Annotated in this window: 17 protein-coding genes and 1 pseudogene; all 18 read left to right on the forward strand. The window is 38.4% G+C overall.

What is annotated here, in order from left to right; translation table 11 throughout:
- Positions 1-7 precede the first annotated feature (7 nt).
- The 18 genes and pseudogenes from IGI58_RS14560 (at position 8) to IGI58_RS14645 (ending at position 18,580) form a co-directional block, all read left to right on the forward strand.
- Positions 8-1,483, forward strand: a complete 1,476-nt coding sequence (locus IGI58_RS14560; RefSeq protein ID WP_429952825.1) for a phage portal protein — start codon at positions 8-10, stop codon at positions 1,481-1,483.
- Entirely contained in the window at positions 1,458-3,260 is a 1,803-nt protein-coding gene (locus IGI58_RS14565) for a head protein (RefSeq protein WP_429956332.1), read from the forward strand. Before IGI58_RS14560 ends, IGI58_RS14565 begins: the two co-directional genes overlap by 26 nt.
- 168 nt (positions 3,261-3,428) lie before the next feature.
- Entirely contained in the window at positions 3,429-4,046 is a 618-nt protein-coding gene (locus IGI58_RS14570) for a capsid assembly scaffolding protein Gp46 family protein (RefSeq protein WP_429952823.1), read from the forward strand.
- Positions 4,047-4,058: 12 nt separating this feature from the next.
- Positions 4,059-4,958 (forward strand): SU10 major capsid protein, encoded by a 900-nt coding sequence (locus IGI58_RS14575; RefSeq protein WP_429952822.1) that lies wholly within the window; start codon positions 4,059-4,061, stop codon positions 4,956-4,958.
- A gap of 42 nt (positions 4,959-5,000) precedes the next feature.
- Complete coding sequence (locus IGI58_RS14580; protein WP_429952821.1) at positions 5,001-5,240, forward strand: hypothetical protein; 240 nt, start codon at positions 5,001-5,003, stop codon at positions 5,238-5,240.
- An 11-nt stretch (positions 5,241-5,251) separates the two neighbouring features.
- Complete coding sequence (locus IGI58_RS14585) at positions 5,252-5,596, forward strand: hypothetical protein (RefSeq protein ID WP_429952820.1); 345 nt, start codon at positions 5,252-5,254, stop codon at positions 5,594-5,596.
- On the forward strand, positions 5,593-5,967 hold the full coding sequence (locus IGI58_RS14590; protein WP_429955506.1) for a DUF6093 family protein: 375 nt from the start codon (positions 5,593-5,595) through the stop codon (positions 5,965-5,967). Before IGI58_RS14585 ends, IGI58_RS14590 begins: the two co-directional genes overlap by 4 nt.
- Positions 5,960-6,358, forward strand: a complete 399-nt coding sequence (locus IGI58_RS14595; protein WP_429952818.1) for an HK97 gp10 family phage protein — start codon at positions 5,960-5,962, stop codon at positions 6,356-6,358. The genes IGI58_RS14590 and IGI58_RS14595 overlap by 8 nt, the downstream gene beginning before the upstream one ends.
- Before the next feature lie 6 nt (positions 6,359-6,364).
- Positions 6,365-6,742, forward strand: coding sequence for a phage tail terminator family protein (locus tag IGI58_RS14600; RefSeq protein ID WP_429952817.1), 378 nt, complete (start codon positions 6,365-6,367; stop codon positions 6,740-6,742).
- Positions 6,743-7,309, forward strand: a pseudogene (locus tag IGI58_RS14605) (major tail protein); the annotation flags it as partial.
- Between the two features lie 26 nt (positions 7,310-7,335).
- The gene (gene gpG / locus IGI58_RS14610) at positions 7,336-7,689 is read left to right on the forward strand and encodes a phage tail assembly chaperone G (protein ID WP_429956333.1); all 354 of its coding nucleotides are present in this window, start codon (positions 7,336-7,338) and stop codon (positions 7,687-7,689) included.
- A 26-nt stretch (positions 7,690-7,715) separates the two neighbouring features.
- Positions 7,716-7,892: a hypothetical protein gene (locus tag IGI58_RS14615; RefSeq protein WP_157894267.1), complete on the forward strand. Its 177-nt coding sequence runs from the start codon at positions 7,716-7,718 to the stop codon at positions 7,890-7,892.
- A 41-nt stretch (positions 7,893-7,933) separates the two neighbouring features.
- Positions 7,934-10,723, forward strand: a complete 2,790-nt coding sequence (locus IGI58_RS14620; RefSeq protein ID WP_429956345.1) for a tape measure protein — start codon at positions 7,934-7,936, stop codon at positions 10,721-10,723.
- Complete coding sequence (locus IGI58_RS14625; RefSeq protein ID WP_429956334.1) at positions 10,713-11,447, forward strand: phage tail protein; 735 nt, start codon at positions 10,713-10,715, stop codon at positions 11,445-11,447. The genes IGI58_RS14620 and IGI58_RS14625 overlap by 11 nt, the downstream gene beginning before the upstream one ends.
- On the forward strand, positions 11,444-14,221 hold the full coding sequence (locus IGI58_RS14630; protein WP_429952814.1) for a phage tail spike protein: 2,778 nt from the start codon (positions 11,444-11,446) through the stop codon (positions 14,219-14,221). The genes IGI58_RS14625 and IGI58_RS14630 overlap by 4 nt, the downstream gene beginning before the upstream one ends.
- A 28-nt stretch (positions 14,222-14,249) precedes the next feature.
- Positions 14,250-15,914 carry a BppU family phage baseplate upper protein gene (locus tag IGI58_RS14635; RefSeq protein WP_429952813.1) on the forward strand — a complete coding sequence of 555 codons (1,665 nt, stop codon included), beginning with the start codon at positions 14,250-14,252 and terminating at the stop codon, positions 15,912-15,914.
- A gap of 11 nt (positions 15,915-15,925) precedes the next feature.
- Positions 15,926-16,675 (forward strand): hypothetical protein, encoded by a 750-nt coding sequence (locus tag IGI58_RS14640; RefSeq protein WP_429956335.1) that lies wholly within the window; start codon positions 15,926-15,928, stop codon positions 16,673-16,675.
- Positions 16,676-18,580, forward strand: coding sequence for a hypothetical protein (locus IGI58_RS14645; RefSeq protein WP_429956336.1), 1,905 nt, complete (start codon positions 16,676-16,678; stop codon positions 18,578-18,580).

The following is an 18,580-nucleotide window of genomic DNA, read 5'->3' on the forward strand; positions in this document are numbered from 1 at the left end:
TGGAACAGTGCTTTATAATAAATTATCATTAAAAAACTATAAAAGAATACGAACGAAATATGCAACGCAATTGGCTGAAGGTCTTTTCGATCCTAACGGATTCATGGAAGATATGCAGCCATTCTTTAATGATCGAGAACGGAAGTATTTAGCTTATACAAGCGAGAAGAATGAAATCGATGACAGACAAAAGCCAAAAACAAACATTATCAAAGTGAATAACAAGCTTCATGCTGGTATGTACAACATCGTTGTAGATCAGGCAGTGAATCATTTCACTGGTATTCCAATTAAATGGGACTACGACGTATCAGAACAGAGAAGAACAATTATTCAACGCGCAAAAGATTTCTTTCTTGGAAATGATTTGAATCATTCAAAAACACCAGAAGAATTTGACATCCTCGCAGACATGGTTGATAATCTTCGTTTTTCAATGCTTGATTCCGAATCTGCTACCTATCAAGGAGCAACTGGAGTGGCCTTTCGTTTGCTCGAACCTGTGAAAGCAGGTGAATCATGGGAACTGTGGGCATCTAACATTGAACCTTGGTTCGCTGAAAGATATCAGAATGGCGCTGTATTCATTCGTGAAAAATATGATACGATGCAGCGGAAATTCTACCAAGAAATGAAAGTAGTAACCGAAAATGAAATTGAAACGTATGATCGTTATATCGATAGTAGTCTTATTGGTATTACTAATAAGTTTAAGTTGATGGACAAAGTAAAAAATCCGCTTGAAAATATCTATCTGTCAGAATTCAAGAACAATACAAATAGGTATTGTGATTTCGAGGTTGCAGAGGAAATATCTGATGCAATCGATCGCAGTGTTTCAGATCAACAAAATGAAGTAGAGCAGTTCAAACTTGCTTATATGATGGTTACTGGAACGAAACTGGATGAAGAATCAGCAAAGCGCATGATGGATCAGTTAGGTATCATCAACATGAAAGATCCTAATTCTAAAGTTGAGTATGTAACGAAAGATATCAATAAGGACTTTAATGAATATCACTTAGATTTGCTCAAACGTCAGTTTTACACAATCACAAAGGCAATCGACTTCAATGATGAGGTATTCAAGTCTAACTCATCCGGTGAGGCACGAAAGTGGCAGATCATTGCTCTAGAGGCTAAAACTAACACGAAAGAACAGTTCTTCCGCGAAGGGTTAAAAGAGACTGCTGAAACTTTAGCAGCATTCATCCAAGTAAAAGATAAAAAAGAAATCGATCCTAAAAAGATTATTTTCACCTTCTCACGTTCGTTACCAACAGATATCGGATATTTAGCTGAAGCTTTGCCAAAACTAGCACCATATGTCTCTAAGCGCACAATCATGACTCAGATTCCATTCGTTGATGATGTAGATTATGAGCTGCAGATGATGGATATTGAACAAGGTCAAACCTATCCAGATGGCGAGTACAGCAATCTAGGCGGTGAGTCTAATGGCAAAGACACCCAAGTTGAGTAAGTCAGCATTAAAATATTGGGAGAAGCGCCGTGATCTAGAAGATAAAGTTCGTCTCAAATTAGAGAACGAAACGCTAAAGATGATTACAGATATCTTTCCCGAAGCTTTAAAACGGATCCAAGAGAAATTACTGTCTCAATCTGATTTGCATAAGATTAACCAGCAAAAACTTCTAGAAGATGTGAAACAGCGTGATCAAGAGAAATACAGAAAGTACATTGAGGAAAATTATAAGTCTTTGATGAATTCTGACGAGAAATATCAGGCGTTTATAGATGAGTTCTTCCCAGCTTATGATTATGCCAAGGTCAATCGCTTGCTGCAGATTCGTTCTGACATCTTTTCCATTTTAGCAGAAGAAATGATCAAAAAAGAAGCCGATGCAAAATTCAATGATCGGTTAGATGACTTTGTTAATCGTGTTTACAACACCAATGCTAATGCTTTAGGTCATATATTGGGGACTGGTGATTTTTCGTCGCTTCCCAAAAAAGAAATTGAGCGAATGTTAAACTACCCCTGGAGCGGAAAGACCTTTTCTTCTCGATTATGGGGGAATGTATCAAAATTAGAACAAAACCTCAGCCAAGCAATAGTTAATGCAGTTGCGAGTGGTGGCGGTGTTACAGATGCTTTGAAAACAATGCGGCAAGATCCGACAATTTCCGACATGTTCAAACTTGAGAAAGATAAGTTTAATCGAGCCATTGAAAATCTCGTCAGAACTGAATATGCTCATTTTGCTGTAGAGGGTATCAATGCATCATTTGAAGAAGCTGGCGTTAAGAAATCAATAAGCTGGTCCGCAGAAGATGAGAGAGTTTGTTCGATTTGCGGGGGGTATCATGGCAAGGAAATAAAAAAAGGTGGTATTGATCCACCGTATCATACTCGTTGCCGTTGTACTAAGATACCATCTATTCCAGATTTGGGTGAAGACATCGACACTCTTTATGAGTCAATGTTTGGGGATTTACTAGATGAGTTCGCTAAAAATGAATGGGGAATTGCTCTAAATCGTCCTAACAAACCAAATACATTGAAGAAAGTATTTGATAAAACAAACATGAAGGAAATGGTTGGTACGGACAATTACAACGCATTCTTAAAGAGTTTTGAATCAATTAAGGATGGACGTGTTAAAGAACTACTTAACAAATTCGGAGATCAGCTATCTTTTAATAAGCTATCAAGTGGCAAAAGTTCTGCACAAGGAAAAACAATTCAACTGTCTGAAAAAGCGTTTAAAGGTAGTCATAATGGGAAACCGATGCAAAAAGTATTCCATGAACTGGGACATTTTCTTGATGCTCGGGGAGCTGAAGCAATAGGTAGTGATTTTGATCATATCTCTGAAATTCCTAGTTACAAGCTGAAAAATGCTATCAAAAAAGATCTACTAAATTTATTCAATAAAGATTTATCAGAAATTAACGGTGAAAAGCATAAACAAATTAATGATCTGAAAAAGTTATCTATTTTTGATCAGAGCGCAATCGTTAGGAAATATAAAAAATTGGCGGAAGAAAATCCGTATATGTATTCTTCTTTATCTGACATGATGGAATCAACAGGTGTATTTGTTGAAGGGCCATTGGGTTCTGGTCACGGATTAAAGTATTGGAAGATATCCGGAATGCAAGAGACAGAATTTTTTGCACATATGCTGGAAACTGTTGTGAACGAAGAATCAAGAAAAATGATGTATGAGTTATTTCCTGAGGCGACTAAGAAGTGGGAAAAAATGCTGGATGACATTTTAAAGAAAATGAAGTAGCCGTTAAGTTGTTTTTAAATTAGAAGTCCTAGCAATAGGGCTTTTTGTTTTGTCCGAAATGACATAAAACTAACGAATGGCGGGCGGTTATCCGAATGCTGGGCGTAAAAAATAATATCAATGCAATGCGGGGCGCAAGACGAATCGTGGGGCAGAGGAGGAAAAACAATGAAGAAATTGTTACCAATGAATTTGCAGTATTTTGCTGAAGGCGAAGGAAATGAGCCTGAGTTTTCTTTTGATGACTTCAAAGCCTTTGCTGAGTCCAATGAAGATGCTCAGAAGTTTCTTAAATCTCAGAATCAGTCTGCTGCAGATAAACAGCTCGAATCATGGCAGAAGAATAACTTAGATAAAATCAAACAAGATGCAATCAAGGATTATGAAGAATCTAAGAAGAACAAGACGCCTGATCAAATCAAACTTGAAGAACTACAAGCAGAAATGGCAGCGGAAAAAGCTCTACGCATTACAAGTGAAAATAAGGCGTTTGTAGCTGAACAAATTTCAGGACTTGAACTTGATGGAGATTTAAAGGAATCAGTTTCTAAATTCATGTTGAATAATTTAGTCAGCGATAACTCAGAATTTACCAAAAGTGCAGTAGAAGCATTTACTGGCGTGTTAGGAACAATCAAGGAGCAACATGCTGCATCAATCAAAGAATTAGAAATGAAGTCAGCGTTTGGTAATAAGCAACAAAACAGTACTGGATCACAAAAAGAACAATCTACTGGTGATCCGATGGAGGCATTAAGCCAAGGAATTAATAATTTAATATCTTAGGAGGAAACACACATGAAAAAAACATCAACAAATAATTTGGAGTACTTAGACATTTCTCCAATGATTAACGCTTTACAAATTCCTAATACACCGTTCTTATCTTGGTTATTAGGGGCAGGAAAAACTAATCCTGCTACGTCAACCGAAATCAAATGGCGCGAATATAATATCAATGAAGATGATTCATCTGGTCAATTAGAAGGCGGAAAATATACGGATGCAGAATCAGGACGTGTATGGTTTAACAACTTCACAGAGATTTTCCGTAAATCAACTTCAGTGTCAGGGACTTTGGACGCCATTAATGTTCACGGTGTAGGTAATGAATTGACTAATCAAGTATCACAACGCGCCTTAGAAATGAAAATTGATTTAAACCGTCAATTATTAACTGGTGTTAAAGCAGACGAAAATGGTACAACTGGTCGCCGTACTAGTGGAATTATGAATCTAATCAATTCAGCAAATGTGATCGATACAGCATCTGCGACTGCAGTTACACGTAAAGATGTAGATAAAATGTTCAAAATCATGTATGACAAGGGTTATATGGGCGAGAAACTTTGTTTAGTTTCAACTGATATGCTGGATTTAATGACGGATGAAGTAGATGGTAAATCGACTAAGGTTGCTCAATTTGGCGATACTGTTCAGTTTGGACTACGTTTAGGCAGCATCACATCTAACTATGGATCAGGGATTGCTTTGGTAGAACCAGCGTTGCCAAATGGCACAATGATTGCATTAGATACTAACTACGTTAATTTACGCCCGTTACGTGAATGGAGAGCAAGAGAATTGCCTCAAGAGACTGATTCAAAACGAATTGGTATCGTTGGTGAATATACAATTGAATACACTGCATCAAATTCAGGCGCAATCTTGAAACTTGCTGCTGTTACAGAGGGATAGTCTAAAAGCTATCTCTTTTATTTTAATTTAGGAGGAATTTTAATGACTGCAAAAAAAGAAACTGAAAAAAATACTGAAGAAGTAAAAAAAGAACAGGCAGAAACGAAGCAGGAAAAAACAGTGACTTATAAAGTGCTGAAAAAGAAAAATTTTGTAGGTTTTGTTCATCCTGACTCTCGCCGATTAGTGACAGCAAATGATAAAGGTGAGTTTATTGTGAAAGCATCGGACAAAAAAGCAATCGATATTTTAGAAAATGCTGCAGATGTACACGAAGTATAGGACGTGATCATATGTCTGATGAACAAAAGAAAAAAATCATCGATCAGATCAAAAAACAATTTCCAACAGTAGAAGAACAGCGAATCGAATCACTGTTAAATCTTATTTTATTGGAATTTGAATCCTTCAATACTTGTGGGAAGGAAATCGACTGGGAGAAGCTCTCTGATCTCGTTTCTGAGGTTTTATATCAGGCAATGAAGAGCGAATCAGAAAAAACTATTACTGCTGTAAAACGCGGTGATACGTCCATAAGCTATGCTAACACCTCGCAAGCTGTGCGCCAACTATTAGATGGTTATGCAGCCATGATCAATCGACTCATTGGTTGTAATAGCGGGGTGATGTTCTTTTGAACGAAGCTGAAATTTTAGCGATGACATATACAGATACATGTACAATCGAGCGCTATGATGATCATGAAGATCCTGAAACAGGAGTAACAGAACAATCTTATCAAGTTGTTAGCGAGGATCTTCCTTGTGCTTTATCTCAGAGTGGGCTTGGTAGTTCAGGCAATTTAGCTGTTGTAGAAAATACTGGAATGGTTAATGTTACCTATGAAGAACAAAAGCTGTTTCTCGTGCCTACGGTAGACATTAGAAAAGGAGATCGAATTCAGATCACTCAATCAACTGGACAGCAGCACACACTATTTGCGAAGAAGCCTTTTTCATATCCTAGCCATTTAGAAGTTAACTTGTCAGGAAGTGAAATAGATGAGTAAGCCGGGGTACAGCACACACTCAAATGCTAAAAAAGTAATTGAAAACTTTAAGAAGATGACTCCTTTAGCTGAAGCTCAGGGGATTATGCTAGTAAATGATTCGTTGGCTAAGATTTATCAATTGATTGTGCCGATCACACCTATTAAAACAGGAGATTTGCGCCGCGGTTATCGTATTGTCAAAGCACGAAAATTATCAAGCGGTCGAATCGTAGGTGCTTTAGTAAACAACGAAAAATATTTTAAATACATCAATGATGGTCATCGTACGAAAAACGGCGGATATGTCAAAGGTCGATTCATGCTGCAAAAGGCTCAAAACCTCGCACATATGACTTACATTCCACGTCGGTTCAAACAGATGGCCATTGTTATTGCTAAGAAAGGATAGTTGCCAATGTACGATAAAATTTTGTCTACTGTAACAGGGATTCTAAAACAGATTAAACCTGATGGCACTATCTATTTAGATTCTGTCATGCAATCTAAGCAACCTCTTTATTTTGTACTCAGCATTGAAGAAGGTGGAACAGAAAACGTAGGTATCACGATTCAAAATGCTTCGTTTTTAGTCGACATTGCGATTGTAGACAACAAAGAGAATAAAAAACTAGTAAGGGACCTCACAGCTCAGTGCGGTTCTTTTTTTAATGTGTTAGATATCGATGGAAATCAACTCTTTCCAGAGAATTATCTACCTTATAAATCTGACGGAGTGCAGCATGTTAGTTTTACTATTGCATTTCCACAACAAATTGAATGGAGTGAATCATAAATGAAAAAAAGTACAGTAGGAATCATTTCCGTTGAGAAACCTACATGGTTTCCACTGGAAGATGAAACAGCCGGATTTCCAACGTATAAAGCACCAGTGACGATCGGTACAGCTGTTAGTATCAACCCAACCCTAAATTATGAAACATCACCAGACTATGGGGATGGCGTTGTGCAGGATCAGTTTACTGCGTTTGGTGGTGCTGAAATTGCGCTAACAACAAACGGTTATCTCAATAAAGTATTAGCTGAATTGACTGGCGGAAGAATGGTCGGCGGTGGTGTATTGCGATCTGCTGATGATATTACACCGGATGGAGCCTTCGCCTATCGTCGTAAGAAATCAAATGGCGCATACCGTTACACAATTTTTTACAAAGGACAATTCTTGTTATCGTCTGACGAATCCACAACTTTAGAAGGCAGCACCGTTTCATATACACATCCTGAATGGACAGGAAACTTTGTTGATGTTCCAGGCGTCGGCTATATGTGGTCTGTAGACTCTGACGATGAGAATGTAGATCCAGAAGTAATCAAAAACTGGTTTACAAAAGTAACAGAACCAATTGACTTTGATGGAGGGACAGAATAATGGCGAGTAAATTACAAACAACAATCAAATTGAATTTTAAAAAAGCAAAAGGTGGGTATGAAAAGAAACAATTCAAATCTGCTGAAATTTTACCAGGATCAGTCATGGAAGATGCCACTGCTTTACAAGTAGAGCTTGAAGAAGCAACTCAAACAAATGACATGGAAGAAATTCGTCCAGTTTTGCGCAAATGTTATGACTTTATCGCTGAAGTCATTTTTGAAGGTCAATTCACTGGCCAACAATATTTAGACGGTATGGATGCCAGAGAAATTTTAAAAATGACTGGGCAGCTCTTACGCTCTGTTTCCGTTGGATACGACTCTGTCTACTCAGAAACGAAAAAAAAGTAACCGACCTTTTACAGCATCCTGACTTTATGTCTACACCACAATATCGTGAAATGGCACTAAAAGTTGAACTGTTTGAAATGGGATGGACTCTGAACGAAATAGAAAATACTGATTTATCTGAACTGATGAAGTTACTCGCGTTTCGTGATGGTGCCAAAGAATATCAAGATCTCAAATACCTTGATGAAAATACGATGTTCTAGGGGGTGACACTTTTTTGAATAATGAAGATTTAGTTTTAAAAATGATATTAGATGAATCTGGTTTTGCTTCCGGTTTGAATGCTGCTGTAAAAAAGCTAGGGGATTTTGACGGTAAAGTGGACAATGCAAGTCAAAAAGGCGGTCGCTCTCTGGGCAGCATTTGGACATCGTTTGTCGGTAATTTCCTTGCCAGTGGAGCAAGTAAAATCATTTCAAAAGGTATCGGTTTGATTACTAGTAACTTAGATGGGGCTATTAATCGGGTCGATACCTTAAATAATGCAAACAGAGTCTTTGAAAATATGGGCTTTTCTGCGGGCGAAACATCAAAGACGATGGACAGTTTAAAGAAAAGTATTCAGGGACTACCCACGCCATTAGATGGTGCAATCAAAGGGGTTCAACTCATTGCCTCCTCTACCAATGACTTGGGGAAGTCCGAAAAGATATTTGCTGCATTAAATAATGGGATTCTTGGTTTCGGTGGATCTGCTGAAATGGTTGATAATGCCGTTGTTCAGTTATCACAGTCATTTTCTAATGGCAAGGTTGATGCACAGACATGGAACAGTATGATCAATAGTGGTCTTGGTCCCGCGCTTAATGCTTTAGCCAAACAAATGGGGCTAACTGCAGGTGAAATGAAAGAAGGACTCTCAAATGGAACTATTTCAGTAGAAGAGTTTCAGGATTCCTTGATCAAACTTAACAAAGAAGGTGGCGGCGGTCTTAAATCACTAGAACAAATTGCAAAAGACTCAACGGCTGGTATCAAAACAGGTATTGCCAATATGAAAACTGCAATTGTTCGTGGTGTCGCTAATTTGATCACTAAGTTTGATGAAGCTTTACAAGATGCTGGCTTCGGTAGTATCAGTGAGATTATCGCTGAAAAAGGTGCTGCGCTTGAAAAAATGCTAACCAATTTCGCTAATGCTTTACCTGGGATCATTAAAACAGCAAAACAGCTATACGACACATTGAAACCATATGAACCAGTACTTGTCGCGTTGGCCGCTAGTATCGGAACATTAATGGTCATCAATAAAGTAAACAGCGCTATGAAAGCTTGGAAAACGGCTACTGAGGCGATGACGATTGTTCAAGCAATTTTAAATTCCACTATGTTAGCCAATCCAATTGTAGCAATTACGACATTAATTGTTGGATTAGTTGCAGGGATTGTTTATCTCTGGAAAACTAACGAAGGCTTTAGAAATGCAATCAAAGATATTTGGAAAGGCATCACAGATGCAATCAGCAGTGCGGCAGATGCCGTTGTAAAAGCTTGGGATGCCACTATTCAATGGTTTTCTGATATGTGGAAAGGTCTGCAAGATGCAGCCAAAAATGCTGCTGATGGTATAAAGGATGCTTGGAGTAATATCACAGGTTGGTTTTCCAATCAATTTCAGGAGATTCAAGATGCTGCTGTCGGGATCTGGAATGGTGCAGTAGATGGTGCCAAGTCCGGAGTCAATAGTATAAAAGAAGCTTGGTCTGGTACAAAACAATGGTTTGCGGATCTATGGGAGGGCATAACTTCCACGGCTAGCGGATTAGCAGACGGGATCATGCAGTATATTGGACCACTTGTCTATGGGGTAAGAAATGCATTTATGCATATGGGCTTGTTCCTCAGTAATTTGTGGAAAAACCTCGTAAATATTGCAAAAAATATCTTTACTATTCTGAAAAATGTGATTATGGCTCCGATGTTGTTCGTTACTTCTCTGATTTCAGATGGTTGGGATGAAGCAAAAAATAATATGATCGCAGTTTGGGAAAACATCGCAGAAGCAGCGGGGAATATATGGGGATATATCACTGATATCATCTCGAATTTCTTGCTAAACATAAAAATGGCTGGGCTTAATATTTGGTACGGCATCAAGAATTCATTCCTTAATATTTGGAATGATTTATCCAGTCGAGCTGTTGAAATATGGGGAAATGTAAAAACGTATTTCAGCGATTTATGGACTGGGATGAAAGAGAATGCTGCTCAAAGTTGGATAGATTTGAAAGTAAGTGTGGCGACTACCTGGGAAAACCTCAAACAAGGTGCTGCAGATACCGCCAACTCAATAGGAACCTTTTTTGTCGAAGGTTGGGCTTCTCTAAAAGAAAACACTGCTCAAACTTGGGAAAATATCAAAAAAGGCACAGTTGATGGGTGGGAAGCAATTAAAAAATTCTTTTCAGATACTGTAAACAATATGGTTGAAGGTGCAAAAAATGCTTGGGAAAATCTGAAAAAAAGCGTCCGAGACACAGTAGAGAAAATAGCAAATATTTTCAGTGATCTGAAAAAAATTGATCTATATGAGATTGGGAAAAATATTGTTCAAGGATTGATCAATGGTGTGAATGAAATGATTGGTAAGGTTGGTAAAACAATCAAAGGTGTAGCAGGAACAATCAAGAACACAATCAAAAAGAATTTAGGAATAAACTCACCATCTCGTTGGATGCGGGACATGATCGGTAAAAACATCGTACTAGGTGTTGTAAGAGGTGTCGAACAAGAACAAAGTACATTAGACAATACAGTCAAAAAGATGACTGACTTTCCAGTGGAACTGCCATCAATTTCTGCTCAATCAAAAGTTCCTACTATTAATAGTACGGATAAAATTGATCAAAAGAACCGAAACGACAATAAAGCCGCCACTGATATTGCAGGAGATACATTCAACATTAATCTGCAAGCGCTTGGTGAAATGTCAGAATCACAATTAATGAGTATGGCAAGACAGCTAGTGAAATATATTGAAATGGTTAGAAACAATGACACAGCACCACAGGGAGGGGCATATAATGGAGCTTAAACGCGGTCAATTCAAAATAAATCATCAACACAGCGAGCAGTGCAATGCTTTTATGCGAGAACGCCCAAAACGCCCCTCTGCTGCTCGTGTGGTCGAAATGAGAGAACGACCGGGCAATGACTCTATCGTTATGGACTTCAAATATTACAAGAATGCCGAACAAACTATTTCTTGTTACGCTAAAGCTGCCAATCTAGAAGAGGTATCTGTTTTAGAAGAGGAAATCTCTTACTGGCTTGATATGGGAAGTTATACAGACTATGCAGTTTATTATGATCCTCATTACATTTATCAAGCAATCGTAACTTCTCCGCCGGAATTTACCGGACAGCGTAGAAATGGAAATTTGATTCCATTCGATTTCTCGATCAGTCTTAGGCCGTTTAAGATGTCGCGGGTCGGTCTTTCATGGAAAACGAACAAAAAAATATTGATTAATACAGAGAAATATCCTTCTAAACCTAAGATTCATATCTTTGGTTCGGGGGATATTTCTTTTTACATTAATGATCAAGTTTTCGAGCTAAAAGGGGTAGATGAAGAAATCCTGATCGATTCTGCTATCGAAGAATCATATAAGAAGGTCAAAGATGAAATAGTCTCACAGGATGAAAAGACACTGTTTAGGGATTATCCACTATTAAATACAGGAAGAAACAAGATTTCATGGATCGGAGACGTCCAAAAAATACAAATTATGCCGAGGTGGTGGACAAAAATATGACACCAGTCATTTATAAACCAAGGGAAACAGATTTTACACATAATGGGCTAGGTCGCTTATCTGAGGCGACTCGATGCGACATTACAGAAGAAGCAAACGGAAAATATGAGCTTGAGCTAGATTATCCAGCAAATAGTCGATTTTCTGATTACTTCGAAAATGGGTATCAAATCAAAGCGAAACCAAACGATTTGGAAGAGTATCACATTTTTGAAATCAAACAGACATTTAAAGATACCTTTTTAGGAATCGTAACTGTTTACGCTCAGTGTAGAACCTACAAATTAGGCAACAGAGAGGTGCAATATGTAGATATTAAATCTGCAGACGGCGCAAAAGCAATGAAAGCTATTGAAGCTAATATGGACGAGCCTTGTGACGTGAAGTTGTTCTCTGATATTTCAGCAAACTCGAATACAGTCTTTGAAGCCCGAAACGTGTTGAACTGTATCGCTGGTGAGCAAGGTTCTTTATTACAGTTATGGGGTGGAGAGATCAAGCGTGAACCATTTAAACTTTCTCTGTTAAAACGCCGTGGCCGCGATAATGTAGGTACTGTACGTTACGGAAAAGACTTGAATGGGTTGAAAATAAAATTTGATTGGTCATCAATCGTTACAAAAGTTTTACCATTCGCAGATTTACAAGATGGCAATGATGGGAAAACAAAACGAATATACGGTGATCCAGTCAAAAGCCAGTACATGAATAATTATCCTGATATTTACGCTCGGCATATTCAGTTCACCGAAGAACAAGGCGTGACTGACAAAGCTAGCTTGAATCGTGTAGCAAAAAACTATTTTACCTCAATGAATCCGGGATCAGATAAGCCGAAAGTCAGCATGGAATTAGAAGTTGAAAAGCTGACTGACTCAGAGGAAGCGAAAGAATTTTCTAAGATTCGGAATTACGGTTTGTTTGATACATTCAAGATTTACCACAATCTTTATGATATCGACATCGATACAAAAGTGAACAGTATCATCTATGACAGTTTACTTGAAAAAAATAAGAAAGTAATTGCTGGAGATATCCAAGTCGCCTTTTACAAACAACAAAATTATGAGTTTCAAGAAGCAATGAAGACTCTAACAAAAAAAGGATACATGAGTGAGTTCGTTGATTATATCACTGATTTGATCAATGGTGTTCAAGGCGGATCAGTGCTTCAGTATCCTAAAAATCATCCACATACTACCTATTATATGGACACTGATTCCACAGATACTGCTAAAAATGTCATCGCCATTAACAATGCCGGAATTGGTTTCTCAACTACTGGTTGGCGCGGTCCGTTTACAAATGCATGGACAATTGACGGCACATTAAATGCTGATTTCATTAGAGCGGGCAAAATCAGAGCCGACATTTTTGAGACATCATTTAATGCTTATGGTGATCAACTGAAACTATCAGGTGGTGCGTTACAGGCTGTAAACAATAAAAAGAAAATCATGGAATTAACAAAATCAGGAATGGAATTTTGGAATGATAAAGAGTATATAGGATCAATTGGTACAAAAGGAAATCCTTTTCCTCGATTAACAGCTAACGATGAGAATGGTAACGCCATACCAGTAGTGCTTGATGGAAATTCAGTACTTATAACCAGTGATGGAAAAAGAAAAATTATTGGGATATCCACTAAAGACGAAACAGGAATTTTATTGAATGAAGAACAATCTATGTTTATGGGAAGAAGATTTTCATTTTTTAACGGTATTGAAGGTGGTGCAGAATCGAAAGCAATTTTTCAAAATGTTGAAATCACAGGGAAATTAACAGTTAATGGCAAAGAAATTGGAGACGGTTCAGGTGGCGGTGGCGGAGGGATTGGCGGAGGCTATCCACCAGAGGTAACAAGCAAAGCCGATAAGTTCGCATGGGACTTGTGGGCTTATTTATTATCTAAAGGATACAGCAAGGCAGCTGCCGCTGGTATCTTGGGTAATGTTCAACAAGAAACGGGCGGAACGATGGACCCTGACACATTACAAGGTGGCGTTGGTCCTGGTTATGGTTTAGTTCAGTGGGATGGTTCACGCTATCCGTTAGTTCCTCCAGCTACCTCAGATGGTATTCAATATGTCAAAAACTTAATGAAGGCTGCTAACATCACAGATGGTCATGCATCGATTCTTGGACAATCTAAGTTGCTTGATTGGTCAATGTATAACGGTCAGTGGCTTGGTATTGTAGAACCGACTAGTGTTGATGGATTTAAAAAGATGACTGATCCTCGCGCTGCAGCTAATACGTTTGAACGAAACTTTGAGCGTCCTGCAGTAGCCCATCCGGAAAGACAAGGATATGCACAAGAATGGTACAACAAATTTAAAGACTTGAAACCTTCGTCAGATGGTTGGTTGTCGCCTGTTCGTGTGGGTTACGTGATTACACAAGAATGGGATCACATTGGAGCCGGAACTAGCGTTATGCACGGTGGTATTGATTTAGCCCCAACTGGTGGTGGAAATCCACCTATATATGCAGCTAAAGGTGGCACAGTAATAACTGTCGGAAATAACCCAGCATTAGAGGGTAACTATGTCATGATTGATCATGGAGACGGTTACTATACCTACTACGGGCATATGGTTGATGGCAGCGTAAAAGTTACTAACGGTCAAAAAGTCACGAATGAAACAGTGTTAGGAGCAATGGGTGAGACAGGGCTAGCATTTGGAGTTCATCTTCATTTTGAAGTTCGACAAGGTGGCTCTGGTGCTGACAAACGAATCAACCCACGTGATGTAATTAAATTTAGTTAGGAGTGATACTTTGAAGATCAAATATGAAATGACCTTATCCACGACTGAACCTAACAACGAAGTTGGTGTGATAAAGATTAGGCAAGAAGATATTAATAGCCAAGTTTTTGATATCGAGGTAGAAGCAAACGGGGAGCCTGTAGATTTTACAGGATTAACCCCGTTTTTTGTAAATAAAACAAAGCTCGCTAATGCCAAACCGATTGAACAGGCTGATCGAATGACAGTATATCCAAAAGAAGGTTGTCTGGAATATACGTTAGATAGTCGTGACTGGCAATGGATTGGGGAAAATACTGCGTATATTAGTTTTAGAAAGTTAAGTGGTGATGATAGTTGGAGTGAGATGTTCAGCACTCGTGATTTTAGCTATCAAGTAACCGAAGGGATCACAAAAGGTAAGTTACAAGATTCCGGATATGTTTGGACCTTTGAAGACTTGCTGCGCATGTTTCAACAATTTATTAATGATAGCGAAAACTCGATGCTTACGTTTCGGGAACAATGGGAAAAATTTGTTGAAGAAAATAAAGCAATACTTGAGAGTGTAGATCCCGGCGGAGAACTTTTGAACCAATTACATGAAGTAAAAGAAAAACAAGCAGAATTGGATGGTGTGCTACAGACAAACGCAGCACTGCAAATTGGCGGCGAGACACCCCGTCCGGTGTTTACAGGACCATTAAACACCTTACGGAAAAAGATTGATAAAACAAAGTTTAACGTGCTGCATATGACGGATATTCATACCGATTACGGCTATGAAGCAACGTCGTGGAAATATGCACAGTATTTTTGGTCACACCTCACTAACATGCAGTCGTTGCAAGATGTAGCAGATGTGGCGATTTATAACGGTGATAATGCCGATTGTTATATCAAGGATAAAGAGCAGTCAGAGATCCAGCAGCGTAAATTTGGGATCAAGGCACTGCGAATGGCTAAAATTCCAACATTTGTAAATCTCGGCAACCATGATAACGGATCACCACCGTTTAAACGAGACATTGGAAAAGTTATGCCAGGTGACATTATTACAAACGAGGAATTCAAAGATTTCTATGAGACTAAAACAAAATTATTTGACGAAGTGAGAAACGGCGACAGCTTGTACTTTTACAAAGATTTTCCTGAGAAGAAAATTCGAATCATCGGATTAAATACAAATGATAATAATCAAAGCGTGCTAAATACAGATGGTACTTACAAGTATGGATCTCATGATCATTTCGCAATGCAGCAGGAACAACTTCAATGGTTGGCAAATGAAGCTCTTAAAGTCCCTACCGATTATCATGTCATTGTGTTTGGTCATTGTCCATTACACGAAACTATTTTTGATAACAGAGAATGTGCTGTTAAAATTCTTGAAGCATTTAAACTTGGAACAACAGTACCGATTAAAAGTGTCTATCCTGATCATCTAGTAGATTTTACAGCAAGCTTTGTAGGTCAAGGTCCGGGGAATTTAGTTGGATATATTTGTGGACACTGGCACGACGAGGGATTCAATCAAATTGGCGAAAGTATCAAATTTACGCAAATGCGATGCTTAAATGGTGGCTTTAGCGATCCGACATTGATTGATACACCTCAAGAGGATTGTTGGTCTGTCTTATCTGTAGATACTGCAGCAAAAAAAGTAGATGTATTTGGATTTGGTCGGGCAACTGATCGATCATTTACCTATTAAGGGGTGACGGAATGAAATTTGATTTAAAAAATTTGAAGTTGTTTCCTTCTGTAAAACAGCTAATTTTATTAGTGGAAAATCATATCGGCTCAAATGAAAAAGAAGCGCACAAGGCAGCGAGTGAGTTTACTCATGGATTTGCTACACCAGAAGTATTCAAAGGGGCTAAGAACATTAGACTCCAAGGAGCGTTAAAACAGTATAATTCAGTTTTTGACATTCCTCCTGGACTATACGATACGTACGCAGACTTCGGTGGATTGCCTGGTGGGTTGAGTAACACTAGCGCAATTATTCAATTAAGGATTGAGCAAGGGGTAGGAAGACGAAAACAAATCTGGTTAACAGAAGGGTATGAAGGTCGATTATGGTACTACACATTCCACACGAACGAGCAGTCATACAATCCAGAAGGATGGACGTATCTTCCGCGTATTCAAGAAGTATGGGCTGGCACAGCGAAAACTGCAGGGGATATTCTTACATTAAATCAACATATGACTCACTTTAAGACAATTAGAGTATGGTATGAGCTAGACGATGGAATATCAAGGATTTGCCAAGAATTTGAATCAAATCAATCATTTAACTTGAGAGAAATTGACATATTTAACGGTTCTGCTGGTGCTAATCTATTTGAAATTCGCGTGACTAGGAATAGTAATACTCAATTAGTTATAACTCAAAATAAAGCTATTGGGTTAGATGGAAAAGAAACTACTAGCAATTTAAGAATCAGAAAAATTGAAGGAGTGGCTTAGATGGTAAATAAATATCTAAAACAGGAAACAGTCACCCCATCAGCAGAGATTACACTTGGCGCTCACAAGCAACAAAAGCTTGAGAGCGTCATCTATTCTTATGATAAGGATATCTCAAAACTGATTATTCCTGTAACGGTACCAAAGTGTAAAGAATTGGATTTTGAAAATGTTGAAACAGTCAAAATTCTTTTAACCGTGGTACAAGATCGAAAAGAGAAAAAAATAGAAGATACAGCCACCGTCGAAAAAATCCACCGTAGGCATATTTCTTATATCATCACCGATCGGTTAAATGGCTATCAAGGTAATGTAAAAATGAACGTTTATCTCGACTTAAAAAATGGTCAACAAATCGATTTAGCTGAGTATGGTTTTACGATGGTACGTTCGGCGATTGATCAGAATATGCCAGAGATCGAGGATTTTTATTTTAAGTCGTTAGATGATGTGATAACAGAACTAAAACAAAAAACAGAAGCAGCGTGGCAAGAAGTAGCTGGGGATTTATCAGAGATCAATGGCAGCATTGATGCTGCAAACGAAAAGATCAATCAGCTTGAAAATAAAGCAGATGAGATCAGCGATCAAATAGCCAACAATGACTTTAGAAATTTTATCATGGGTAAAGAAATCATCATTGATGAAAAAGCGACTATGATCGGGAAAGTTTCGGGTAGCTTAGTAGAAAATCCTCATAGAATGTTCTCAAACATGGGTAAGGCTATTTTAAACCCTAACCAATTCAACTATGAGATAGGATCAACGTCCTATGCAGATTCAGCGGAATTAGATAATAAAATCTACACTACTCAAACAAGTGTTGCAGAGCAGATGCGACAAGTTGGTGTGCATTTCAATATTGTGGAGGATATTGAACGTAAATATCAGGGGATATTTGAAACGTTTGGGGCGATCACACAACAGCAAAAAGTCGCTGTTGCTAAATCTGTCATATCGTTAATATCATATGGAGTCTATGCAATGGCGAGTAGCTCGACAAGTAATGAACTATCAACGGCTCCAAGGGCAAAAGATGCTTGGGGAGGCGTCATGATTACTAAAGGAGATAAAATCCATTTAAATAGCCGTAAATTTACTGGCGGACAAATAGATGTTGTTATTCAAGATGATGGTTTTATGTATGTTGTAATTTTTGCACCACCAAGTGACGGCACAGCACCAAGTATGATTAATATTGATCAAGTCTATTTGGAGTATCAAATCAAATTTAAGATGTCCGACGTGTACGTATCAAAAAATAATCAATTTACTCCGATACTTATCGTTGCGCCAAATGCTGGGGCTGATGATTTAGATAAGTATACAAAAGCTGGGTATTACTTATGTCGTACTAGCGCATATGCAACTAACGTTTTAAATACACCAATAAACATCGCTTTTAGGTTAGAGGTACAAGAGCTTGTATCATCAGGGGAGTTGCCGGGAGTTAATCAGTTGTTGACTACTTATCATACTAACAACACGTCTTTTAGGCGATTTACCCGTAACTTATACAATGGTGTGTGGTCAGTATGGCGCGAGATCCCGTTTGTTGATCAAGTGCAAATATCTAAAGTTACTCAGGATAATGGCGATGCTCTTATCAAGGTGAGCGATACAGAGACTATCCTTGATCGTGTACTTGCTTCCGGAGCTGGATATAAGACGGGCGAAGCAACCGGAAAAACAGCAGACGCGCCGTCAACATCAAATACTCGTTTAAAAATTACTATGGTTAACGCCACAGCTGGAGTAGTTGATGCGACAGATACCGGAGGGGTTAACTATACAAGGGTGATCAGTGGTAGTGCTTGGCGCGATGAGTGGAAGCGACAACCAACAGCTAAAGAGTTTAGTGATTTAGCAGCGAAAGTGGCAGCGTTAGAAAGCAAGGTAAAATAA

Source organism: Enterococcus sp. AZ020 (genome assembly GCF_050499205.1).
In the GTDB taxonomy this organism is placed as follows: Bacteria; Bacillota; Bacilli; order Lactobacillales; family Enterococcaceae; genus Enterococcus_L; species Enterococcus_L dunnyi.